The sequence below is a fragment of the Microbacterium sp. TNHR37B genome, assembly GCF_001620065.1.
GTDB lineage: Bacteria > Actinomycetota > Actinomycetes > Actinomycetales > Microbacteriaceae > Microbacterium.
Genome location: NZ_LQGV01000002.1, coordinates 123,383 through 145,559, shown reverse-complemented (window position 1 = coordinate 145,559; position 22,177 = coordinate 123,383). Strand labels below are relative to the sequence as shown.

Here is a 22,177-nt window from a genome sequence, read left to right as displayed (position 1 = left end):
GTCGGCGGCGCGGCCGAGGGCCACGCCGGAGCCGCTTCCGAGCAGGTGTCCCCGCCGCCCGTTCCGCCCTCGCAGGGCACGCCTTCGGGCCGCCCGACCTCGGCACCGCCCACGTCGTCGCCCCCGCCGGCGACGTCCGGCGGGGCGACGAGGCGGCAGGACCCGCCGCCGCCGTCCGCGAAGCCGACAGGGAAGGAGTAGTCCGATGGCCTCCACCACGCAGGGCGACTACCCGCTCGCCACGGTGCAGTTCTCCCGCCTCACCAAGCGCGGGGTCATGCTCGGCCTCTCGCTGCCGCAGCTCGTCATCCTGGCCGTCGCGGTGCTCACCGTCGTCGCCGGCCTCTACACCGGCGGCGGCATGGGCCTGGCCTGGACCTCCCCGGTCTGGGGTATCGCGACCCTGCTCGCGGTCATCCCGGCTGGCGGCCGCAAGCTCATCGAGTGGGTGCCCATCGTCGCCCGCTGGACGTTCCGCACCTACCTCGGCCAGCTCATCTACCGCCGCCGCGTCATCAAGCCGCGCCCCGCAGGCACCCTCGCCCTTCCCGGCGACGCTGCGCCGCTGCGGGAGTGGGAGGACCCCGAGACCGGCGCGGCGCTGATCCACGACCCGCACGCCCAGACCCTCACCGCGATCCTCGGCGTGAGCCATCCCGCGTTCGTGCTCCTCGACCCCGGTGAGCAGCAGCGCCGCGTCTCCGGCTGGGGCCGCGTTCTCGCCGCCGCGTGCCGCTCCGGGCGCATCGCCCGGATTCAGGTCTCCGAGCGGACCCTGCCCGATAGCGGCACGGGCCTGACGGAGTGGTGGCGCCAGCACGGCACTGACGAGGGCTCGTGGGCTGCGACCACGTATGCGGAGTTGATCGAGCGGGCCGGTCCCGCCGGGGAGCGGCACGCGACGACGATCAGCCTCGCCTTGGACATGAAGGCCGCCGCCCGGCAGGTCCGCACCGCCGGCGGCGGGATGCGCGGCGCCGCCGCGGTGCTGCGCCAGGAGATGAGCGCACTCGCCACCGCACTGCGCGCCGCAGAGCTCACCAGCACGGGATGGCTCACGCCGGGCGAGGTCGCCGTCATCCTCCGCTCGGCCTACGACCCGGCCGCGGCCCCCGCACTGGAACGCCACGGGGCGCTCGGCCGCGACCTCGCCACCGCCGGCCCCGTCGCGGTCACCGAGACCTGGGACCGGCTGCGGTCCGACTCCGCCTTCCACGCGGTGCTGTGGATCACCGAATGGCCCCGTTCCGCGGTCTACCCCGGCTTCCTGACACCGCTCGTGCTCTCCAACGGAATCCTGCGCACCCTCGCCCTGCACTACACCCCGGTCAGGGCGGACCAGGCAGCCAGGGACCTGCGGAAGAAGAAGACAGAGCTCATCTCGGACGCCGCCCAGCGGCGCAAGATCGGCCAAGTCGAGGACACCGCCGCCTCCGCCGAGCTCGACGACGTACTCCAGCAGGAGGCAGACCTGACCGCCGGACACGGCGTGCTGCGCATCACCGGCCTCATCTCCGTCTCTGCGCCGACCATCGACGACCTCGACGCCGCTGTGGCCGCCGTCGAGCAGGCCGCCATCCAAGCCTCGTGCGAGACGCGGCGGCTTGTCGGCCAGCAGGCCGTCGCGTTCACCGCCGCCGCGCTGCCGCTGTGCCGGTCGGTCTGACCGGGCGCACCCGCACACCGACCTCACGAACCGAACGCAAGGAGTCCGATCATGCCGACCTTCGATGACCCGCAAGCCGACGCCGCCGAGGCGTCCGCCGCGCTGCGCGGCCTAGCCCACGCAACCCGCGCGATGCCCGAGCCCGCCGCGACCTACCCCGTGATCGGTGACCTGCTCGCCGGCGTCCGGTCGCTGCGGCAGGTGCTCAACCAGCTCGCCGACGCGCACATCGACAACCGCGTCCTCGCCCACGACGACGCCGGAGACCAGACGGCCGGCGCAACCTCCGCGCTCGCCGCGGCGGACGAGCTGCACCAGGCCGGCACGCTGCTGAACACGGTGGAGTGGCGGCTCGACGCTGCCGCCCAGCACTCCGGTCGCATCGCCTGGCGGGCGCCCACGGCCAGCGAACCGGCGCGCACGACCGCGCACGTCGGGACGCTGACGCTGACGGTGTGGCCGGACGAGCCGATGGGCGAGCACCAGCGCTACGCCTACCGCGTCGAGGACTCCGCCAGCGGCGAGAGCGTCGAGGGCCGGGACCTGTTCACCGGCGCCGGAGCACCGGTCGATCCCGGCCGGGCTCTGCGCGAGCTCGCCGTCTACCTCAGCGCCGCCGGCGAAGCCCGGCAATACGCGCTCGACAACCCCGGCATGCATCCCGAGAACCAGGGCCTGTTCCCGCAGTGGGCCGCCGACGCCGCGCTGCGCAGCTACACCGACCTGACCGTGTTTGCCGAGCTCGACCCGGCCGCACTCGACACAGAGCAGGCGCCTCACTCGAAGCCCGCGCCGCGGTGGATCAGCGTCGTATTCCTGGACGGCTCCGAGGCCGACGAGGTGCTGGACCTCATCCGGCGCGAAGGCACCGATGCGGCGATCGACCACCTGGCCGGGTTCGACTTCGGCGAGGAGACCACGCAGTCCGCGCTCGAGAACGGGTACGTCTACGACACGCCGCCGGCCGGGAAGCTCGACAGCACCGCGACGAGCGAGGTCTACACGCTGACCTACAACCCGTTCATGGGACACGTCTCCCTCCTGCGCGAATACGACGTCGACCCCGTGCTCACCGACACCGAACTCGCAGCGGCGAAGAACCTGGCGACCGAGCGCCCGAACGGACGGCAGGACCGCGCGGGCGGGGACACGGACTGGTTCGCCCGCCCGCAGGCGTCCTCGACACCGAGTCGGGGGCTCGCGCTGTGACCGGGCAGGAGGAGGGCCGGCTGCACACGAGCGTCCTGGTCGGCCCAAACGGGGAGCGCCGCAAGCACCGCAAGGCCCGCCGGCTCGCGGCCGCGCAGGTCGAGACCGACGCACGGACCGCCCGCAAGGCCGAGGCAAAGGCCAAGTGGGAGGCCGAGCAGGCCGAGCAGCACGCGACGGTCTACCTGCCCGCCGCCGGGGAGGCGGGGCCGGCGGCGCTGCGGACGCCGGGCCGGTTCCGGCTCCCGCGCCACCAAGACACGAGCGCGACGCTCGCCGGACAGTACCCCTTCCTCGCCGAGGCGGGTCTCGGCTCCTCGGGGGTGTTCATCGGTCAGGACCTCTACAGCGGCGGATCGTTCGTGTTCGACCCATGGGAGCTCTACCGGCGCGGCGTCATCACCGCCCCGAACATCGTGCTCGCGGGCATCGTGGGCAGCGGCAAGTCGTCGCTCGCCAAGAGTCTCTATACGCGGTCGCTGCCGTTCGGGCGGCGCGTCTACGTCCCCGGCGATCCGAAAGGGGAGCACACGCCTGTCGCCGAGGCGGTCGGCGGGCGGGCCATCGTCCTCGGCCACGGGCTGCGGAACCGGCTGAACCCGCTCGATGAGGGCCACCGTCCCTCCACCGTCAGCGACGCCGAGTGGGCCTCTCAGGTCGCCGCCCGCCGCCGTGACCTGATCGGCGCGCTCGCGGAGACCGTGCTGGACCGCACCCTTTCCCCACTGGAGCACACCGCCATCGACCTCGCCCTGGCGGACGCGGTGCGCAGCGCGGAGGTGCCGATCCTTCCGATGGTGGTGGAACGGATTCTTGCCCCGAACCCCGCCGACGACGAGGACCGGCGGCTCGCGGAGGACGGCCGTCTCGTCGGGCACGCCCTGCGCCGCCTGGTCGCCGGCGACTTGCAGGGCCTGTTCGATGGCCCCTCGACGGTGCGGTTCGATCCGAGCCTGCCGATGGTGTCGCTGGACCTGTCGCGGGTCGCGGAGAACTCGACGCTCATCTCTGTGCTGATGACCTGTTCTTCGGCCTGGATGGAGTCGGCCCTGTCCGACCCGAACGGCGGACAGCGATTCGTCGTCTACGACGAGGCGTGGCGGCTCATGCAGTACCCGAGCCTCCTGCGGCGGATGGACGCCCAGTGGAGGCTGGCGAGGCACTACGGGATCAGCAACATGCTCGTGTTCCACAAGCTCTCCGACCTCGACAACGTGGGCGACGCCGGGACCGCGATGCGCGCGCTCGCGTCCTCGCTGCTCGCCAACGCCGAGGTGCGGATCGTCTACCGCCAAGAGCCCGACCAGCTCGGCACGACCGCCGCCGCGCTCGGGCTGACCGGCACCGAGCAGAAGCTGCTTCCATCCCTCGGGACCGGGCAGGGTCTGTGGCGGATCAAGGACCGCAGCTTCGTCGTGCAGCACCAGTTTCACCCCGCCGAGCTCGCGGCCTTCGACACGACCGCCCGGATGACCGGCGAAACCCGGGAGTTCACGAATCCTGACGCGGGTTCACGAATCTCGAAGACTCCGGGAGAGAGCCGATGAGCCGGCCCCGCTACAAGCGCGCCGCCGGCGAGCACGCTGCCGAGGAGCCAGAGGTTCCCATCGTCTTGCCGCACGTCGTCATGCAGGTCGCCGGCGACGGCACGATGACCGTCACCGTCGACGGGGCACCGCACCTGCCGGAACCGTTCGCACCGCCCTGGCGCCGCGACTCGTTCGCCGCCGTCCTCGACCGGCTCACCGACCAGCGCCGATCCCCGGTGCGCGTCGAGGTCCGCGAGGCGGACGGGACCGTGTTCACCGACATCATCACGCCCTCCCGCCGCCGAGCCGTGCCCGAACCGCCCGGGAGACCTGCCGCGCCGGCGCCGCTCCCGGTGCTATACGGGGACGGGTTCGTGCCCGGTGAGGACGTGGCGATCGCCGTGGTCATCGCCCACGGCGACGCCGCGCCGGACGGCACGATGCGCGGCCTGATCGAGGCCGCCCAGCTCGCGGCGAGCCCGACCCGCGAGGTCATCCTGCTCGGCCGCGTCTCCGGCGCCGTGACGATCGGCCACCCCGAATGAGCACCCCGCGACCGGCCGGCTCCCTCGGGGACGAGCTGACCAACCTCGGCATCGGCCTGCTGGTCGCCGCCGCGGCACTCGCCGCGATCCTGCGCGGGGCGGGCTCCGTCGCCGCCTGGATCAGCGGCGCGGATCAGCCCGCCGGCGGCGTCGAGGCAGGGTTGGGGGTTCTCCTCGACCCGCTCGACCCGGCGGTGCCGCTCGACGCGCCGGGACTGAACGCGGTGGCGTACTGGATCACCGCCGCCGTCCTCATCCTCGCGGTCGGGGCGCTGGGCTGGTGGGTCTGGCGGCTCGCCCGCGAACACGGCCGGCAGGCCAGGACCGACCCCTATCGCATCGCCGGGATCGCCACTCGTGCCGAGGTCGCCAGGGCGGCCTCGGCGAAGGCGCTGCTGCGCCGCGCGACCCACCTGCGACCTTCCCTCGACAAGCCCCGGCCCGAGGAGGTCGGCTACCGGATCGGCGCCGCCCGCGGCAGCGGGGTCTGGGCCTCAGTGGAAGACTCCATCCTCCTCATCGGCCCACCCCGCTCCGGCAAGGGAGCCCACATCGTCATCAACACCATCCTGGATGCCGCCGGTGCCGTCATCACGACGAGCACCCGACCCGACAACCTGACCGCGACCCTGCGTGCGCGGCAGACGATGGGCCCTGTTGCCGTCTTCGACCCGCAGCACCTGGCCGAAGGGGTGCCCGCCGGGATGCGCTGGTCGCCGATCCGGGGATGCGATGACCCGCTGACAGCGATGATCCGTGCCACCGGCCTTGCGGCTGGCACCGGCCTGTCCGCCGGCGGGGTCGAGGGCGGCGGGTTCTGGGAGGGCAAGACCCGCAGCGCGCTCCAGGCCCTGCTCCACGCCGCCGCGCTCGACCACCGCGGACCCGGCGAGCTGTTCCGCTGGACCCTCGACCCGTCCGCCGCCGCCGACGCGGTGGCGATCCTCACCGCCAACCCACGGGCAGCGACCGGGTGGGCGGAGTCGTTGCAGGCGATGATCGACTCCGATCCCCGCACCCGCGACTCGATCTGGCAGGGTGTGTCCCTCGCCCTCGCGGCCCTCGCAGACCCTCGCGTGCTCGATGCCGTGAGCCCGAGGGAGGGCGAGGACTTCGACCCCGAAGCGTTCCTCCGAGCCCGCGGCACCCTCTACCTCCTGGCTACCGGAGCTGGCGCGAACAACAGCGCGGCCCTGGTCGCCGCGTTCGTGGAAGACGTCGTGGAGGCTGCCCGGCGCATCGCCGCGGTCAGCCCCGGCGCGAGACTCGACCCGCCTGTCTTGCTGGCGCTCGATGAGGTCGGCAACCTGGCACCCCTGCCGTCGCTGCCGACACTCATGGCCGAGGGCGGCGGCACTGGGATCACGACGATGCCCGTCTTGCAGTCGCTCGCCCAGGCCCGCGAGAAGTGGTCGGAAAACGCGGCCGGAGCGATCTGGGACGCGAGCATCGTCAAGATCATCCTCGGCGGCGCCTCAAACAGCCGCGACCTGCACGACCTCACCACGCTGATCGGCGAGCGCGACGAGGTGACCGACTCCACCACGGTCGGAGACCACGGCTCACGCTCCGCGCAGCGCTCCATCCGACGGGTGCCGATCATGCCGCCCGACGCGATCCGCACCCTCCCGTTCGGCACCGCCCTCGTCCTGCTGCGCGCCGCGCCTCCCATCGTCACGAGAATGCGCGCCTGGACGAACCGGCCCGACGCCACCGAGCTGCGCGCCGACAGGGCCGGGATCGAGGCGATGTTGAAGCGGCGTCCGCAGGAGAGCGCTGACGCACCTGACTGACAAGAGCGGCCTCGTGGTGAAGGCTGCGGATGTGAAGGAAGGCAGTGGTCATGGTGATCCGCACGCAGGAGTCGTTCTCGGGGTTCGTCGCCTCGGACCCGCAGCTCAGTCGCACGAGCACGGGCGAGGCGAGGTTGTACGCCCGGGTCGGGCAGGAGCACTACCGGCGCAACAGCGACGGATCGTTCACCGAGCTGGAGACCACGTTCCACGACCTCGTGGCCTACCGGGCTACCGCCGAGCGTGCGCATGAGCGGTTCGTCAAGGGCGACAGCTTCGTCGCCGAGGGTTACACGCACCCGTTCGAGTACGAGCGCGACGGGCATACCGTCCAGGGTGAGGAGTTCGTCGCCAAGAAGATCGGCCACGATACCGCCCGCACCAGCTACGACGTCGACCGCAGTCCCCGCGCCGCCCGAGCCGCCGCGGAGCGGGAGGTTCCGGTTCCGGCCGCGTCTCGGGCAACCGCGAGCCACGATGAGCCTCGCCGCACGTCCCCGTCCTCCACGCCCACGTTCGGACTGTGAGCCAGGAGACGATCGTGACCGAGGCCCCTGCGATTCCCGAGCCGGACGAGCCCGAGCCCTCCCCGCTGGGAGACAAAACCGACACCGACGAACAGCAGGACGCGGACGAAAACCTGCTCGCGGAGCCACCGCACCCGGTCAACTGGAACCTCCTCACTGCCGAGGAAACCGAAGGCGAATGGGTCGAGCTCGACAAGTGGGTGACCTGGCTGCGGCACACCTACGGGCTCGGCGTGGCCGTGATCCCGCCGTTCTGGCATCGCCACCCCGAGCTGGTGTGGGAGCTGTCGGCGCTGCATCTGCACTGGCTGTGCGCCTACGACCCCGAGCAGAACGGCTCGGCACCTCTGGGCTGGCACCGAGACTTCGCCGACGCTCGCCAGCGGCTCCGCGATTGGGTGGCTGCCTGCGGCACCCGCCTAGACCGCGACCGACCCACTCGACAGACCGCGTGGCCAGGTGAGGCGCTTACCGAGGCGATCGAAGACGTGCTGATCCCGGACCGGGCTGCAGACTTCAAAGCGTTCGTGAAGGCCGACGTCGCCCGCCGTCAGGCGGCTGAGGACGCCTTCTACGCGAGCCTCGGCGCCGATCCGGCCACCGGCGAGGTGCATGACAATGACGAGCCCGCCCAGTGATCGCGGTATCGGCGCGGTCGAGCCGCTGTGGTGCCCCAAGGAGGCATCCGAGTTTCTGACCGTCTCGCAGGCCACGCTGTCCCGGTGGCGGCGGGAGAGGGTCGGTCCGCCGTTCGTGCAGGTCGGCGGCGTCTACCGGTACAACCCCGTCACCGTCCGTGCCTGGGTGAGCGAGCAGGAGGCCGCTCATGGCTGACCCCCGCAACCGCCGGATGCCGCCGGTCGGCGTCGGACTGACCACCGACGTCGAACGCCGCACCGAGGGATTCCGTGCCCGAGTGCGGTGGACCGACCCATCCACGAAGAAGCGCGTCGGCCGGGTCAGCCACGTCCGCACGATGGAGGAGGTCGAGGAGTTCTTCGACCAGATGCGCAAGGCCACCGAGACCGGCACCGACTCCACCGTCACCCTGACCGAGTACGCCGCCTCCATCGGCGACCGCTGGCAGCGCGGCCTGGACCCCACCTCCACCGCAGAGCTCTACGACACCGGGCTCCGGCTGCGGGTGCTGCCCGCGCTTGGACACGTGCGGGTCGCGAAAATCACCGCGGGGATGATCGACCGCACCATCGACGGCTGGGAGGCCGAGCACTCCGCCTCCACGATCAAGAACTCCATCGCCCCGCTCGTGCGCGTCCTGGACGAAGCCGTCCGCGACGACATCATCTCGATCAACCCCGCCAAACACCGCGCCCGCCGCAACCTCGGCAAGCACGTCACCCACACCACCGGGGCGCTGCGCCAGTACGCGCTCCCGGACCTCGCCACCCTGCGGAAGCTCGCCGACGCCTGCGGGGAGGTGCACCAGTCGTACTCCGATCACGTCATGCTCGCCGCTCTCTTGGCCGCGCGTGGCTCCGAGGTCGCAGGGTTGCGCGCCGGGGACGTGGACTGGGACAACCGGATCGTGTGGATCAGACGCCAGCACTACCCCGGCCGAGGGGGCCTCGTCATCAAGCAGACCAAGGGCCGGCGAGACCGCCCCGTGCCGATGCTCGACGCACTCGAACCCGTTCTCGAACGCCTCACCACTGGCAAGCAACCCGACGAGCCCCTCCTACGAGGACCCCGCGGCGGCGTCCTGACCACCGCGACCGTCCGCGACGCGACCCACTGGGACGACCTCGTGAAGAGCCTCGGGTTCGGCAACCTCACCCGCCACGGCCTCCGCCACACCGGGGCGACCTGGATGGCCGACGCCGGCATCGCCCTGCACGTGCTCCAAGAGATCCTCGGGCACCAGTCGATCGAGACCACCAAGGGCTACCTCCACCCCGACCACAGGCACCTCGCCGAAGCCGCCAGGCAGGCCAACCACTTCCTCTCCGCTCCAGCCAGGAAGGACACCAGCCGCCGCGACGGACCCCGCCTATGAGCACCCAGAACCCACGCTCCGACCCTTCCCGCGGGGGCCGGAGCAGCCGCATGCCCGCAGATTGGTCCACCTTGCGGGCACCTTTTGGTCCACTCCGGCAACGTCGGAGCCGAACGCGAGTGGTCCACTTCATCACGGAGCAGATCACGCCGAGAAGGCGAGTGGACCAGCCAGTGACCACGCCCAGAAACGACAAAGCCCTGATGAAAGTTACCTCTCACCAGGGCTTTTTGTCGGGATGACAGGATTTGAACCTGCGACCCCTTGACCCCCAGTCAAGTGCGCTACCAAGCTGCGCCACATCCCGTTGTTTAGTTTTCGGACAGTCCCGCCGCTCGAACTCACCTGACCCCCAGTCAAGTGCGCTACCAAGCTGCGCCACATCCCGGTCCATCGTCCGCACGCGGACAACTCCCCTATCCTAGCCGGTCGTCGCGCGCGCCGCGAACCGGCCTGACGGGTGTCGGTGGCCGCGTGTACGTTCGCGACATGACGACGATCGAGATCCGCCCCGCACGCGCCGACCGGTTCGACGACGTCGAGCATGCACTCTCCGGTGGGGGCGACGGCGCCTCGTGCTGGTGCCAGTGGTGGATGCTCCGTGGCAAGGACTGGGATGCCACGACGGTCGACGAGAAACGGGAGCTGCTCCGCTCCGACCTCGAGGCGCAGCCACCCTCCGCCCTGATCGCATACATCGACGGAGAGCCTGCCGGGTGGGTGAAGGTCGCCCCGCGCCCCGCGCAGCCCCGCCTCACTCACACCCGGAGCCTGAAGCAGTCACCGGAGCCGATCGACGACGACTCCGTGTGGGCGATCACGTGCTTCGTCGTCCGCCGGGAGCACCGGCGTGCGGGCCTCGGCACCGAACTGCTCGACGCCGCCGTCGCCCATGCCCGCGACAACGGCGCGCGCGTGATCGAGGGCTACCCGCTCGATACGTCCGTCAAGAAGGCCTCCGCGAACGCTCTGTTCCACGGCAGCCTCTCCACCTTCCTCTCCGCGGGATTCCGGGAAGTCGCGACCCCGTCACCGGGGCGCCCCATCGTCTCGCTCACCGTCGCCTGACCGTACGATAGGTCGCACCGACCCGTCTCCCCCACGCTTCGCCCGCACGTCCCCGCTGCGCCCCGAAACCCAGGGAGACCCGATCCGCGGAGGAGCGCCGTGACCACCCCCGCACACTCGCGCTCCCGGATCGCGTCCCGGCTCGATGCCACCCGCTGGTGGGGGTTCATTCTGTACGCGGCGCTCTCGGTCATCCACGTCACGGCGATCGCGTTCGACCTGACGGCCATCGAATACCCGACGAAGCTCCTCCTCATGCCCGCCCTGGGCATCGCCGCGATCTGGGCGGTCCGCGGCAGGCTTCCCACCGGCTCCACGGCGCTCCCCGCGGCGACCCTGCTCTTCCTCGCCCTCGCGTTCTCATGGCTCGGCGACGGCGCCGCGTTCTTCTTCCCCTTCCTCGCCGACGAGCTCCCCGCCATGCTCGCGAGCTTCGGCATCGCCCACCTGCTCTACATCGCCCTCTTCCTCCGCCACCTCCGCCCGCGACCCATAGCCCCGTGGTCGGTGGTGTACGCCGCGTGGTGGGGCGTGATGATCGCCGTCCTCTGGCCGCACCTCGGCGCCCTGCTCATACCGGTGATCGTCTACGGCGCGGTGCTCGGCGGCACCGCCGTGGCAGCCACCCTCGGCGGCACGCTCACCGCCGTCGGCGGCGCCTTCTTCCTCGCCTCCGACACCCTGCTCGCCCTCCGGCTCTTTCTCCCCGGCGTCTCGGCCGAGGCCACCGGCCCCGCCGTGATGATAGCGTACACGCTCGGCCAGGGCCTGCTCGTGCTCGGCATCTGCCGCCTGATCGGAAGGGCGCCACGATGAGCGAGAGCGTCCGCATCGACTCGTGGCTCTGGGCGGTGCGCGTCTACAAGACCCGGTCGGCCGCGACCACGGCGTGCCGCGCGGGACACGTGCGACTCAACGGCGAGAAGGTCAAGGCCTCCCAACCCGTGCGGATCGGCGACGAACTCCGCGTGCGGATCGCCGGATTCGACCGCATCCTGGTGGTGCGCCAGCTCCTCACCAAACGCGTCGGCGCGCCGCTGGCCGCCCTCGCCGCCGAAGACCGCACGCCGCCACGCGACCCCGTCGCGATGGTCGCCGTCCGCGACCGCGGCGCCGGACGCCCCACCAAACGCGAACGCCGCGACATCGACCGCCTCCGCGGCCGCGCGCCCCACCCCGACGAAGACTGAGCCCGGCCGCCGCGTCCCTCAGTCGGTGGCGCCTGGCCTGCGCCGACGCCGCGCGCGCAGCAGCCGATCCCCCGCCGCGACCACGGCCACCGCCACGACGTAGATCACGAGATCCCGCGCGTCGAACACGGTCCCCAGCACGAGCATGATCGGGGAGAACGCCGCGCCCCACGCCAGCGGCAGCCCCGTCAGCTGGAAGAGCTCCACCGCCACGCACCATCCCGCGGCGATCAGACCTGCCCACCGCGACGCGAGACGCGGCGCGATGAACACGACCGCGAGATACGCCACGACCGCGTACAGCGCATCGCCCGCGATGTCGGTCGCCGCGGTGTCGGGCAGCTGCGTGTGCACGAACAATCCCGCCGCCACGACCACCACGATCCCGACGGCCGCCCACACCCGTCTCGCCGCCGAGCCCGGGCGCGCCGCAGGCCGCCCGTTCAGAGCAGGTCCCTCAGCCACGACACCGACTCGACCGTCGCCACACCAGCCACACGTTCGGCGAGCCCGCGGTCGCTCGTCACCACCGTGACGACGCATCCTGCCGCCCGCTCCGACGCCGCCGCCTCGGCGATCGCGTCGTCGCCCTGCCCGGCCGCGCGCAGGATCCGCAGGCCCGGAACGTCGGCCGCCGCGCGGGCCGCCCCCTCCAGCACCACGACGATCTCGGGAAACCACTCGCGCTCCGAGAGCCCCAGCGCTGCCGCCGGCACCCCGCCCCGTCGCCACGCCGCCAGGCGCTCCATGAGCCGTTCCGCGGCACCGGCGCGGTCCTTCCACCATCCGTCGGGCACCGACCCGACCACATTGGCCGCGTCGACCACGACCACCGGTCGCACGTCGAGGAGCGGACGGAGAGTGCGCCACGACGCCGCGAACCCCGGATGCAGCGGATACGAGTCGATCCGGTCGATCGGCACCCAGGCAAGCTCCCGGCTCTCCGGGTCGCTGATCACCGGCTCGAACGGCACGACGACGTCGGCCACGACGGTGCTGTAGGTCCAGATGCCGACATCGAACACGCTGATGAGCCTCGCCGAGACCGCCTCGGCGGGAACCCCGGCCTCCTCCGCCGACTCGCGGAGCGCGCCGTCGCACGCCGACTCCCCCTCGTGTCGCGCACCGCCGGGGAGGGCCCACGTGTCGCCGTGGTGACTCCACGCCACCCGGTGCTGCAGCAGCACGCCGCGCTCCGGGTCGAGGGCCAGGAGCCCCGCCGCCCCATAGCGCCCCCAGTATCGGGTGCCGTCGTCGGCGACGACCCACGCATCGCCCGAGTCGCGCGGCCCGTGCGGGCGCCGCGGCTCGCCGGGCTCGGGAGGAACGATCGTCACCCGACCAGCCTGGCACACCCCGCCCTCCCCCGACGCGATGCCCGGCCCGATGCCCAGCGCGAACCGCCGACCGAGAGCGAGCCGCGTGGATGAGAATCGCGACACGCCACATCTGCGCTTCCTTTCCCTCGACACCACTACATATTGTGGTCAGACCACCTCGGCGGCCCCGGTCGCTGCTCATCTTCTCAGAGAGGAAATCCATGGCTTCCCCGCACGCCATCACCGTCGCCGACACGATCGACGAGTACCTGTCCCGAGCCGATTGGCGGGTCAACGCCAACGCGAACCAGGGCTACTCGCTCGGCGGCATGATCCTCAACTCCGCCGGAAAGCTCATCGCCAACTACTGGCTCGACGAGGTGTACGCCCCCGAGGCCGGGCAGGCGCACCGCGACGGCGACCTCCACATCCACGACCTCGACGTGTTCGCGGGATACTGCGCCGGCTGGTCGCTGCGGATGGTGCTGGAACAGGGCTTCAACGGGGTGACGGGGAAGATCTCCTCCCGCCCGCCGAAGCATTTCTCCAGCGCCCTGGGTCAGCTCGTCAACTTCCTCGGCACCCTGCAGAACGAGTGGGCCGGGGCGCAGGCGTTCAGCTCCTTCGACACCTACCTCGCCCCCTACGTCCGGATCGACGGCCTCAGCTACGACGACGTCCGCCAGGCGATGCAGGAGTTCATCTTCAACCTCAACGTGCCCTCGCGCTGGGGCACGCAGACGCCCTTCACCAACCTCACCTTCGACTGGGTGTGTCCCGACGACCTCGCCACGCAGCGCCCGCTCGTCGGCGGCACGGTGCAGGACTTCACCTACGGCGACCTCGCGGAGGAGATGGGCGTCATCAACCGCGCCTTCATCGAGGTGATGACCGAGGGCGATTCCGACGGCCGCGCGTTCACCTTCCCCATCCCCACCTACAACATCACGCGCGACTTCGACTGGGAGGGACCCCACGTCGAGGCCCTGTTCGCGATGACGGCGAAGTACGGGCTCCCCTACTTCCAGAACTTCGTCAACTCCGATCTCGACCCCCACATGATCCGCTCCATGTGCTGCCGGCTGCAGCTGGACCTCACCGAGCTCCTCAAGCGCGGCAACGGCCTGTTCGGGTCGGCGGAGCAGACGGGATCGATCGGCGTCGTCACGATCAACTGCGCACGACTCGGGTTCGTGCACTCCGGCGACGAGGACGCCGCCCTGGCGCGGCTCGACGAGCTGCTGGAGATCGCCCGCGACAGCCTCGTGGCCAAGCGCGCCGTGATCGGCGAGCACCTCGAGGGCGGGCTCTTCCCCTACACCCAGCGCTACCTCGGCACGCTCGACAACCACTTCTCCACGATCGGCGTCAACGGCATCAACGAGTACGTCCGGAACCTCACCCGCGACAGCGACGACATCACGACCGAAGCGGGGACAGCCCTCGCCACGCGTCTGCTCGATCACGTGCGGGAGCGCATGGTGGAGTTCCAGGAGTCGACCGGGCACATGTTCAACCTGGAGGCCACCCCCGCAGAAGGAACGACGTACCGGTTCGCGAAGGAAGACGTCGCCCGCTTCGGCGCCGACGGCATCCGCCACGCCGGCACCGACGACAAGCCGTACTACACCAACTCCTCGCAGCTGCCCGTGGGGTACACGGCCGACCCGTTCCTCGCGATGGCGATGCAGGAGCCGCTGCAGCAGAAGTACACCGGCGGGACGGTCCTCCACCTCTACCTCGGCGAGGCGATGACCTCCGCCGCGGCGTGCCGCGAGTTCGTCCGGCGGTCGCTGGAGAACTTCCGCCTCCCCTACATCACGATCACCCCGACGTTCTCGATCTGCCCGCGTCACGGTTACCGCTCCGGCGAGCACCCCACGTGTCCGGCATGCGGCTCCGAGTGCGAGGTGTGGACGCGCGTCATGGGTTACTTCCGGCCGATCGCCTCCTTCAACATCGGCAAGAAGGGCGAAGCTGAAGAGCGGCGGTACTTCCAAGCGCCGCCATCGGTCGAGGAGGAACGATGGAAGAGCTCGCACCGTACGATCTGAGGGTCGCCGGCATCACGCCGTTCTCGACGGTGGACTGGCCCGACATGCTCGTGGCCACCGTGTTCCTCCAGGGCTGTCCGTGGGACTGCTTCTACTGCCACAACCCCGCCCTCATCGACCCGCGCGGCGAGACGGTCTTCAGCTGGAGCGACGTCACCGATCTCCTGTGCGACCGGATCGGACTGCTCGACGGCGTGGTGTTCAGCGGCGGCGAGCCCACCATGCAGCGCGGGTTGATTCCCGCGCTGCAGGTGGTGCGCGCCCTGGGGTTCAAGGTGGGGCTCCACACCGGCGGCGCCTACCCGTCGCTGCTGGCGAAGGCGCTGCCGTTCGTGGACTGGGTGGGCCTGGACATCAAGGCCGAGCGCGCCGACTATGCGAAGGTCACCGGACGCGGACCGAGCGGCGATCACGCGTGGCGGTCGCTGGAGCTCGTGCTCGCGCACAACCTCCTGCGCTCGGGCACGCGGCATCCGCTGGAGTACGAGGTGCGGACAACGGTCCATCCCGCCGCGATCGACGACGAAGGCCTGATCGACCTCGGCTGCCGCCTCGCCGACGCCGGCGTGGAATGCTGGGCCGTGCAGCGGTTCCGTGAGCCGGGCACACGCACCCCGCTTCCGCGCGTCACCCCCGAGGCGAGCCCGCTCCACCTCGACCGGCTCCCCGCGGAACGGTTCGCGTCATTCGAGATCCGCTGAGGCCGAGCCTGACGCCCGGCCTGGCCGCGCGCCGTCGTTGCGCCCGGATCAGCGCTGGCGGCGCTCCCGCACGCGCATGTTGGTGACGATGGGCGTGCCCTCGAAGCCGAAGATCTCGCGCAGGCGCCGCTGGATGAACCGGCGATAGCCCGGGTCGAGGAATCCGGTCGTGAACAGCACGAAAGTCGGCGGCCGCGTGGAGGCCTGCGTGCCGAACAGGATGCGCGGCTGCTTGCCGCCACGGAGCGGGTGCGGGTGCTCGGCGACGAGCTCGGCGAGGAAGGCGTTGAACTTGCCGGTGGGGATGCGCTGGTCCCACGACTCCAGCGCGGTCTCCAGCGCCGGAACGAGCTTGTCGAGGTGCCGACCGGTGCGGGCGGAGATGTTCACCCGCGGAGCCCAGGAGACGTGGGCGAGGTCCTGCTCGATCTCGCGCTCCAGGTAGCGGCGGCGATCGGCGTTCTCCATGTCGTCGTCGTTGAGGCGGTCCCACTTGTTGAACGCGAGCACGAGCGCGCGCCCCGACTCCAGGACCAGGTCGATGATGCGCACGTCCTGCTCGCTGAGCGGCTCGGACACATCGAGCACGACGACGGCGACCTCCGCCTTCTCCAGCGCAGCCGAGGTGCGCAGCGACGCGTAGAAGTCGGCGCCCTGCTGCAGGTGGACGCGGCGGCGGATCCCCGCGGTGTCGACGAGGCGCCAGAGTCGACCGCCGAGCTCCACGATCTCGTCGACGGGATCGCGCGTGGTACCGGCGAGCTCGTTGACGACCACACGCTCTTCGCCCGCGGCCTTGTTGAGAAGCGACGACTTGCCGACGTTCGGGCGGCCGAGGATCGCGACGCGACGCGGCCCGCCGAGCTCGTTCTTGGCGACCGCCGATACCTCGGGGAGCACCTTCATGACCTCGTCGAGGAGGTCGGCGACCCCGCGACCGTGGATCGCCGACACAGGGTGCGGCTCCCCCAGGCCCAGGTTCCAGAGGGCGGCGGCTTCGGGCTCCTGCCGGGCGTCGTCGATCTTGTTCGCGACGAGGAACACCGGCTTGTCGGCCTTGCGGAGAAGACGCACGACCTGCTCGTCGGTCGCGGTGGCTCCCACCATCGCGTCGACGACGAACAGGACGACGTCGGACAGGTCGATCGCGACCTCGGCCTGTGCGGCCACCGAGCGATCGATGCCCTTGGCGTCGGGCTCCCACCCACCCGTGTCGACGAGGGTGAAGCGGCGGTCCATCCACTCCGCCTTGTACGTCACGCGGTCGCGGGTGACCCCGGGGGTGTCCTCCACGACCGCCTCACGCCGGCCGAGGATGCGGTTGACGAGCGCCGACTTCCCGACGTTGGGCCGCCCCACGATCGCGACAACCGGGAGGGCGGGAAGGACCTCCACGACTTCGCCACCGGCGGTGAAGCCCGCGAGCAGCTCCGCGTCGTCATCGTCGAGCTCGTAGTCGGACAGCGACGCACGCAGCGCCGCAGCCCGCTGATCGGCAAGTTCCTCGTCGAGGTTCGCGAGCTTCTCTTCGAGGTGGTCGGGGCCGCCCTCGTACTCGTCGTCGGAGGTGATCATGCGGAGGTTCCCGTTCCGACCCGGATGACGTCGAGGACGGCAGCCACGGTCTGGTCGAAGTTCAGTTCGGTGGAGTCGACCACGGTCACGCCGGGAGCGGCGGTGAGGAAGTCGACCACCTTCGAGTCGGCCGCGTCGCGTTTGTGGAGCGCGGCGGCCACCTCGGCGGAGTCCTGGCCGGTCACCTCGGCGCTGCGCCGGGCGGCGCGCACCTCGGGGGCGGCGGTGAGGAGGATGCGGACGGGAGCGTCGGGGAAGACGACCGTCGTGATGTCGCGGCCCTCCACGATCACGCCGGGGCGGTCGGAGTCGGCGACGAGGGCACGGAACATCGCGTTGACCGACTCGCGGACCACGGGCACGCGCGCGACGCCGCTGACGGCCCCCGACACGCGGGGATCGCGGATCGCCTCGGTGACGGGCACTCCCCCGACCGTGACCCAGTAGTCGTCGGGGTCGAGGGAGATCGCGTAGTCGAAGTCGCCTGCGGCGTCGATGACGGCCGACGCGTCGGAGGTGTCGGCGCCGTGCTCGAGCACGTGCCACGCCAGTGCGCGATAGGCCGCCCCCGTGTCGAGGTAGCCGTAGCCGAGGCGCCGCGCCAGCTCCTTGGAGACGCTGGACTTGCCGGAGCCGGCGGGGCCGTCGATCGCGACGGCGACGACGTCCTCGTCGCGCGGGGCGCCGGAGGGGGAAGGATCAGTCATTGGTGAGGCTCGCAATCTTCCAGCCGCGCGCTTCCAGACCGTCGACGGCGTGCCGCAGCACGGCCGGGTCGACGCTGATGTCGGCGAGGCCGAACTGGGCGCCCGGAGAGTGCTCCAGGCGCAGGTCTTCGACGTTCACGTGGAGTTCGCCGAGCTCTCCGAACAGGCGTCCGAGCTGGCCCGGGGTGTCGTCGACCATGACGACGAGCTGCTCGAAACGGCGGTTCTGTCCGTGCTTGCCGGGGAGGCGTTCGACACCGTCGTTGCCGCGTCGGATCGTCTCGGCCACGGCGCGTCGGGCTCCCGCCGCATCCGGCGCGCGCAGCGCCGAGGCGACGGCCTGCAGGTCTCCCGCGAGCGCGTCGAGCACATCGACGACCGGTTCAGCGTTCGCGCCGAGGATCTGGACCCAGAGCTCCGGCGCCGAGGCGGCGATCCGCGTCATGTCCCGCACTCCTTGACCGGCCAGCCGCAGCGACTCGTCCGGCGCCTCGACGAAACGCCCCGCAAGGAGGGAGGCGACCAGCTGCGGCACGTGCGAGACGATCGCGACCCCGCGGTCGTGCTCTTCGGGGGTCATCTCGATCGGCATGGCTCCGAGGTCGAGCGCCAGCCCTTCGACGAGGGCGAGGGCGCGCGCGGGAGTGTCGTCGTCGCGGCAGACGACCCACGGCCGCCCCACGAAGATGTCGGCGCGCGCGGAGATCGCACCGCCGCGCTCCCGCCCCGCCATGGGGTGGGAGCCGATGTAGCGGGTGAGGGTCACGCCGCGCTCGCGCAGCACGCGGAGCGGCTCGAGCTTGACGCTCGCGACGTCGGTCACGACCGCGTCGGGGTAGTCGGCGAGCTCGCGCTCGACCACGTCGGCCACGACGTCCGGCGGCACCGCGACCACGATGAGCGCAGGGGCGTCGTCGTCGCGTGCAGGGCGCCCGGCCCCGTAGTCGACGGCGAGCCGCAGCTGTGCGGGCGACGCGTCGGCGAGCACGACGTCCACGCCGAGCGGGCGCAGGGCGTGACCGATGCTCGACCCGAGGAGCCCCGCGCCGACGATGCGCACCGTCCCCGACGTGCGCGCGGCGCGAGCGCGTGCGTCAGGGGAGCTCGAGTCGGTCACGGCTTCTCCGCTTTCGGGGGTCGCTTCAGGATGCCGGCGGCGGGGCCGCCTCGCGCGCGAGAGTGAGCAGCGCGCCGCGTTCTACTGTAGTCAACTCCCGGGCGCGCCCCGCGGGGAGGGTTCCCAGGTGGAGCGGGCCGAACTGGCGCCGCACGAGCTCGACGACGGGATGCCCGACGGCCGCCATCATGCGGCGGACGATGCGGTTGCGCCCCGAGTGCAGGGTGAGCTCCACGAGGCTCGTGCCGCTGCTGACATCGAGGAGCCGCGCCTTGTCGGCGGCGATCGGCCCGTCTTCCAGGTCGACGCCGCGAGTGAGGGCGGCGATCGTCTGCGGCGATACCCGGCCGGTGACCTTGGCGATATACACCTTCGTCACCCCGAACGAGGGGTGGGCGAGCACGTGGGCGAGATCGCCGTCGTTCGTGAGCACGAGCAGGCCGCTCGTCTCGGCGTCCAAGCGGCCGACGTTGTAGAGCCGCTCGGGCCACTCCTTCGTGAACCGCCGGAGGTCCGGGCGTCCCTTCTCGTCCTTCATCGACGACACGACGCCGGTCGGCTTGTTGAGGAGCACGTAGCGCTTGGTGGCGTCCAGCTGCACGGCCGTGCCGTCGACGTCGACGAGGTCCACGGTGGGATCGATGCGCGTGCCGAGCTCGGTCACCACGCGCCCGTTGACGCGCACCCGGCCCTCCACGATGTACTGCTCGCACACGCGGCGCGAGGCCACGCCGGCATTGGCCAGCACCTTCTGCAGCCGCACGCCCTCCGCCTCGGTTCCGTCCGTCATCGCAACGCCTCGCTCTCGAATCCGTCGGCGCCGTCGTCGAGGAGCGGCGAGATGTGGGGCAGCTCGTCGATCGAGTTGATGCCGAGGTTCACGAGCAGCGCATCGGTCGTGCCGTAGTTGATCGCACCGGTCTCGGGGTCGGTGTAGAGCTCGGTGATGAGGCCGCGGGCGACGAGCGTCCGCACGACCGAATCGACGTTGACGGCGCGGATGGAGGCGACCTGGCTGCGCGTGACGGGCTGCTTGTACGCGATCACGGCGAGGGTCTCCAGCGCCGCTTGCGAGAGGCGCGTGGGTGCCTGCGCGTTGACGAACTCGCTCACGAGGTCGTCGTGCTCCTCGCGGACGTAGAGCCGCCATCCGCCCCCGACCTCGCGGAGCTCGAATCCTCGACGCGGTCCCCCGGCCTTTCCGTCGTAGTCGTCCACGAGCCGCTCGACGGCTTGGCGCACGGCGGGAACGGGAGATCCCACGGCGGCGGCGAGCGCCACGAGGCTCTGGGGCTCATCGACGACGAGCAGGATCGCCTCAATGCGCTCGGTCACATCGGCGGGTGCCTGGGAACGCAGCGGCACGTCCTCTCCGGTGTCGGCGTCGATCGGCTCATCGGTCATAGTCGGCTCCCAGTGTGGCGAGGTTCTCTTCGGACCACCGTTCGGCGGTCCAGCGCAGCGTCAGCTCTCCGAGGGGTTCCAGCTGCTCGAACGACAGCGCGGCATGGCGGTACAGCTCCAGCACCGCGAGGAAACGCGCGACGACCACGCCGGTCTGGTCGACGCCGGCGATCAACTCGCGGAAGTTCAGCTGCCCCGCTCCCCGCAGCAGGGTCACCACGACGGCCGCCTGCTCCCGGATCGACACGAGCGGGGCGTGCAGGTGGTCGAGCCCAACGTGCGGGATCTCCTTCGGGGTGAAGGCGAGCGTCGCGATCGCGGCGAAGTCCTCTTTCGAGAGGGTCCAGATGAGTTCCGGCACGGCCCTGCGGTACTTCTCGTCGAGGCGCACGGCGCGTACATGCCGGCGGTCCTCCCGCTGCATGCACCGAGCGAACCACGCGGAGACCTCCTTGAACGCGCGGTACTGCAGCAGCCGGGCGAACAGGAGGTCGCGCGCCTCCAGGAGGGCGACCGACTCGGCATCGACCAGCTCGCCCTGGGGCAGCAGCCCCGCGACCTTCATGTCGAGGAGCGTGGCGGCCACGACCAGGAACTCGGAGGCCTGCTCCAGCTCCTCCGCGTCTTCCAGCCCCTTCAGATACGAGATGAACTCATCGGTCACCTTGCTGAGCGAGACCTCGGTGATGTCGAGCTCGTGCTGCGAGATGAGCGAGAGGAGGAGGTCGAACGGCCCGTCGAAGTTCGAGAGGGACACGCGGAATCCGGCGGCGGTCTCCTCGGGCGCGTCGTGCTCCGGTGCGTCCTCAGGCGACGGCGCCACGGGCGACCAGCTCCCGCGCCAGCCGCAGGTAGGCCTGCGCGGCGGCATGCTCGGGGGCGAACTTCGTGATCGGCACCCCCGACACCGAGGCGTCGGGGAACTTGACCGTGCGGCCGATCACGGTCTCCAGCACGTCGTCTCCGAACGCCTCGACGACGCGCTCCAGCACCTCGCGGGAGTGGAGCGTGCGCGGGTCGTACATCGTGGCCAGCACGCCGTCGAGGGTGATCGACGGGTTGAGCCGGTCGCGCACCTTGTCGATCGTCTCGATGAGGAGGGCGACGCCGCGGAGGGCGAAGAACTCGCATTCGAGCGGGATGAGCACGCCGTGACTGGCGGTGAGCGCGTTGACGGTCAGGAGGCCGAGCGAGGGCTGGCAGTCCACGAGGATGACGTCGTATTCGCCGGCGACCTTGCGGAGCACTCGCGAGAGGATCGTCTCGCGGGCGACCTCGTTGACGAGGTGCACCTCGGCGGCGGAGAGGTCGATGTTGGCAGGGATGACATCGAGGCCCTCGACCGAGGTCGGCACGATCACCTCGTGCGGGTCGCGCTTGGTGTCCAGCAGCAGGTCGTAGATGGTGGGGACGTCGTGGGTCTGCAGGCCGAGCCCCGCCGACAGCGCGCCCTGCGGGTCGAAGTCGACCGCCAGCACACGGCGGCCGTATTGCGCGAGGGAGGCTGCCAGGTTGATCGTGGTGGTGGTCTTGCCGACGCCACCCTTCTGGTTGCACAGCGAGATGATCCGCGCCGGCCCATGACCGTCGAGCGGGGGCGGGGTGGGGAACCCGTGGTAGGGACGACCGGTCGGCCCCATCGGGGTCTCGTCCGTGGAGGCCTTCTTGGCTTCCCGCGTCTTCTCCGCCACCGACACTCCTGATCTCTGTTGCGTACCCTCGATTCTCGCACAGCGCGGCCGGATCACCGGGAGGCGTG

Annotated in this window: 23 protein-coding genes and 1 tRNA gene; 14 read left to right on the top strand and 10 right to left on the bottom strand. The window is 71.0% G+C overall.

Translation table 11 applies throughout. From position 1 onward, the window contains the following. The first annotated feature begins 205 nt into the window (after positions 1–205). The 9 genes from AVP41_RS08300 to AVP41_RS08260 are packed head-to-tail and all read left to right on the top strand — an operon-like array spanning position 206 to position 9,283. Positions 206–1,666, top strand: a complete 1,461-nt coding sequence (locus AVP41_RS08300) for an SCO6880 family protein (RefSeq protein WP_067163174.1) — start codon at positions 206–208, stop codon at positions 1,664–1,666. 51 nt (positions 1,667–1,717) lie between these two features. Further along, positions 1,718–2,875 carry a hypothetical protein gene (locus tag AVP41_RS17055; protein WP_067163173.1) on the top strand — a complete coding sequence of 386 codons (1,158 nt, stop codon included), beginning with the start codon at positions 1,718–1,720 and terminating at the stop codon, positions 2,873–2,875. Continuing rightward, entirely contained in the window at positions 2,872–4,422 is a 1,551-nt protein-coding gene (locus AVP41_RS08290) for an ATP-binding protein (protein ID WP_067163171.1), read from the top strand. The genes AVP41_RS17055 and AVP41_RS08290 overlap by 4 nt, the downstream gene beginning before the upstream one ends. Beyond that, positions 4,419–4,949 (top strand): hypothetical protein, encoded by a 531-nt coding sequence (locus AVP41_RS08285; protein ID WP_067163169.1) that lies wholly within the window; start codon positions 4,419–4,421, stop codon positions 4,947–4,949. The genes AVP41_RS08290 and AVP41_RS08285 overlap by 4 nt, the downstream gene beginning before the upstream one ends. Beyond that, positions 4,946–6,742 (top strand): type IV secretory system conjugative DNA transfer family protein, encoded by a 1,797-nt coding sequence (locus AVP41_RS08280; protein WP_067163168.1) that lies wholly within the window; start codon positions 4,946–4,948, stop codon positions 6,740–6,742. The genes AVP41_RS08285 and AVP41_RS08280 overlap by 4 nt, the downstream gene beginning before the upstream one ends. Before the next feature lie 50 nt (positions 6,743–6,792). Then, entirely contained in the window at positions 6,793–7,269 is a 477-nt protein-coding gene (locus tag AVP41_RS08275) for a single-stranded DNA-binding protein (RefSeq protein WP_067163204.1), read from the top strand. 14 nt (positions 7,270–7,283) lie between these two features. Continuing rightward, on the top strand, positions 7,284–7,907 hold the full coding sequence (locus AVP41_RS08270) for a hypothetical protein (RefSeq protein ID WP_157532433.1): 624 nt from the start codon (positions 7,284–7,286) through the stop codon (positions 7,905–7,907). After that, positions 7,888–8,103 carry a helix-turn-helix domain-containing protein gene (locus AVP41_RS08265; protein WP_067163166.1) on the top strand — a complete coding sequence of 72 codons (216 nt, stop codon included), beginning with the start codon at positions 7,888–7,890 and terminating at the stop codon, positions 8,101–8,103. The genes AVP41_RS08270 and AVP41_RS08265 overlap by 20 nt, the downstream gene beginning before the upstream one ends. Continuing rightward, positions 8,096–9,283, top strand: a complete 1,188-nt coding sequence (locus AVP41_RS08260) for a tyrosine-type recombinase/integrase (RefSeq protein WP_067163165.1) — start codon at positions 8,096–8,098, stop codon at positions 9,281–9,283. The genes AVP41_RS08265 and AVP41_RS08260 overlap by 8 nt, the downstream gene beginning before the upstream one ends. Positions 9,284–9,516: 233 nt before the next feature. Here AVP41_RS08260 and AVP41_RS08255 read toward each other — a convergent pair. After that, a tRNA-Pro gene (locus tag AVP41_RS08255) sits at positions 9,517–9,590 on the bottom strand. Between the two features lie 182 nt (positions 9,591–9,772). Between AVP41_RS08255 and AVP41_RS08250 the strand changes: the two genes are divergently transcribed. The 3 genes from AVP41_RS08250 to AVP41_RS08240 all read left to right on the top strand — a co-directional run bounded on the left by AVP41_RS08250 (position 9,773) and on the right by AVP41_RS08240 (position 11,541). Then, the gene (locus AVP41_RS08250) at positions 9,773–10,351 is read left to right on the top strand and encodes a GNAT family N-acetyltransferase (protein ID WP_067163163.1); all 579 of its coding nucleotides are present in this window, start codon (positions 9,773–9,775) and stop codon (positions 10,349–10,351) included. A 99-nt stretch (positions 10,352–10,450) separates the two neighbouring features. Then, positions 10,451–11,167, top strand: coding sequence for a lysoplasmalogenase (locus AVP41_RS08245; RefSeq protein ID WP_231902710.1), 717 nt, complete (start codon positions 10,451–10,453; stop codon positions 11,165–11,167). Continuing rightward, positions 11,164–11,541 (top strand): RNA-binding S4 domain-containing protein, encoded by a 378-nt coding sequence (locus AVP41_RS08240; protein ID WP_067163161.1) that lies wholly within the window; start codon positions 11,164–11,166, stop codon positions 11,539–11,541. Before AVP41_RS08245 ends, AVP41_RS08240 begins: the two co-directional genes overlap by 4 nt. An 18-nt stretch (positions 11,542–11,559) precedes the next feature. Here the strand turns inward: AVP41_RS08240 and AVP41_RS08235 are convergent, their stop codons facing one another. Together AVP41_RS08235 and AVP41_RS08230 are read right to left on the bottom strand one after the other, a co-directional pair. Next, entirely contained in the window at positions 11,560–12,006 is a 447-nt protein-coding gene (locus AVP41_RS08235) for a ribosomal maturation YjgA family protein (protein WP_231902709.1), read from the bottom strand. Further along, a complete protein-coding gene (locus AVP41_RS08230; RefSeq protein WP_067163194.1) occupies positions 11,985–12,878 on the bottom strand; it encodes an NUDIX domain-containing protein in 894 nt (297 codons plus the stop codon). The genes AVP41_RS08235 and AVP41_RS08230 overlap by 22 nt, the downstream gene beginning before the upstream one ends. Positions 12,879–13,081: 203 nt before the next feature. Between AVP41_RS08230 and AVP41_RS08225 the strand changes: the two genes are divergently transcribed. Together AVP41_RS08225 and AVP41_RS08220 are read left to right on the top strand one after the other, a co-directional pair. Beyond that, a complete protein-coding gene (locus AVP41_RS08225) occupies positions 13,082–14,914 on the top strand; it encodes a ribonucleoside triphosphate reductase (protein ID WP_067163160.1) in 1,833 nt (610 codons plus the stop codon). After that, positions 14,887–15,615 carry an anaerobic ribonucleoside-triphosphate reductase activating protein gene (locus AVP41_RS08220; RefSeq protein WP_067163158.1) on the top strand — a complete coding sequence of 243 codons (729 nt, stop codon included), beginning with the start codon at positions 14,887–14,889 and terminating at the stop codon, positions 15,613–15,615. The genes AVP41_RS08225 and AVP41_RS08220 overlap by 28 nt, the downstream gene beginning before the upstream one ends. A gap of 48 nt (positions 15,616–15,663) precedes the next feature. Here the strand turns inward: AVP41_RS08220 and der are convergent, their stop codons facing one another. Genes der through AVP41_RS08185 form a run of 7 tightly spaced genes read right to left on the bottom strand, consistent with a single transcriptional unit; the run spans position 15,664 to position 22,058 of the window. After that, positions 15,664–17,190: a ribosome biogenesis GTPase Der gene (gene der, locus AVP41_RS08215; protein ID WP_067163156.1), complete on the bottom strand. Its 1,527-nt coding sequence runs from the start codon at positions 17,188–17,190 to the stop codon at positions 15,664–15,666. Beyond that, positions 17,187–17,897 (bottom strand): (d)CMP kinase, encoded by a 711-nt coding sequence (gene cmk, locus AVP41_RS08210; RefSeq protein ID WP_067163155.1) that lies wholly within the window; start codon positions 17,895–17,897, stop codon positions 17,187–17,189. The genes der and cmk overlap by 4 nt, the downstream gene beginning before the upstream one ends. After that, the gene (locus tag AVP41_RS08205) at positions 17,890–19,014 is read right to left on the bottom strand and encodes a prephenate dehydrogenase (RefSeq protein ID WP_067163153.1); all 1,125 of its coding nucleotides are present in this window, start codon (positions 19,012–19,014) and stop codon (positions 17,890–17,892) included. The genes cmk and AVP41_RS08205 overlap by 8 nt, the downstream gene beginning before the upstream one ends. A 25-nt stretch (positions 19,015–19,039) precedes the next feature. Beyond that, positions 19,040–19,804: a pseudouridine synthase gene (locus AVP41_RS08200; protein ID WP_067163150.1), complete on the bottom strand. Its 765-nt coding sequence runs from the start codon at positions 19,802–19,804 to the stop codon at positions 19,040–19,042. Beyond that, on the bottom strand, positions 19,801–20,418 hold the full coding sequence (scpB, locus tag AVP41_RS08195) for an SMC-Scp complex subunit ScpB (RefSeq protein ID WP_067163148.1): 618 nt from the start codon (positions 20,416–20,418) through the stop codon (positions 19,801–19,803). Before scpB ends, AVP41_RS08200 begins: the two co-directional genes overlap by 4 nt. Continuing rightward, positions 20,408–21,241 carry a segregation and condensation protein A gene (locus AVP41_RS08190; protein WP_067163146.1) on the bottom strand — a complete coding sequence of 278 codons (834 nt, stop codon included), beginning with the start codon at positions 21,239–21,241 and terminating at the stop codon, positions 20,408–20,410. Before AVP41_RS08190 ends, scpB begins: the two co-directional genes overlap by 11 nt. Next, entirely contained in the window at positions 21,225–22,058 is an 834-nt protein-coding gene (locus AVP41_RS08185) for a ParA family protein (protein WP_231902713.1), read from the bottom strand. The genes AVP41_RS08190 and AVP41_RS08185 overlap by 17 nt, the downstream gene beginning before the upstream one ends. Between the last annotated feature and the right edge of the window lie 119 nt (positions 22,059–22,177).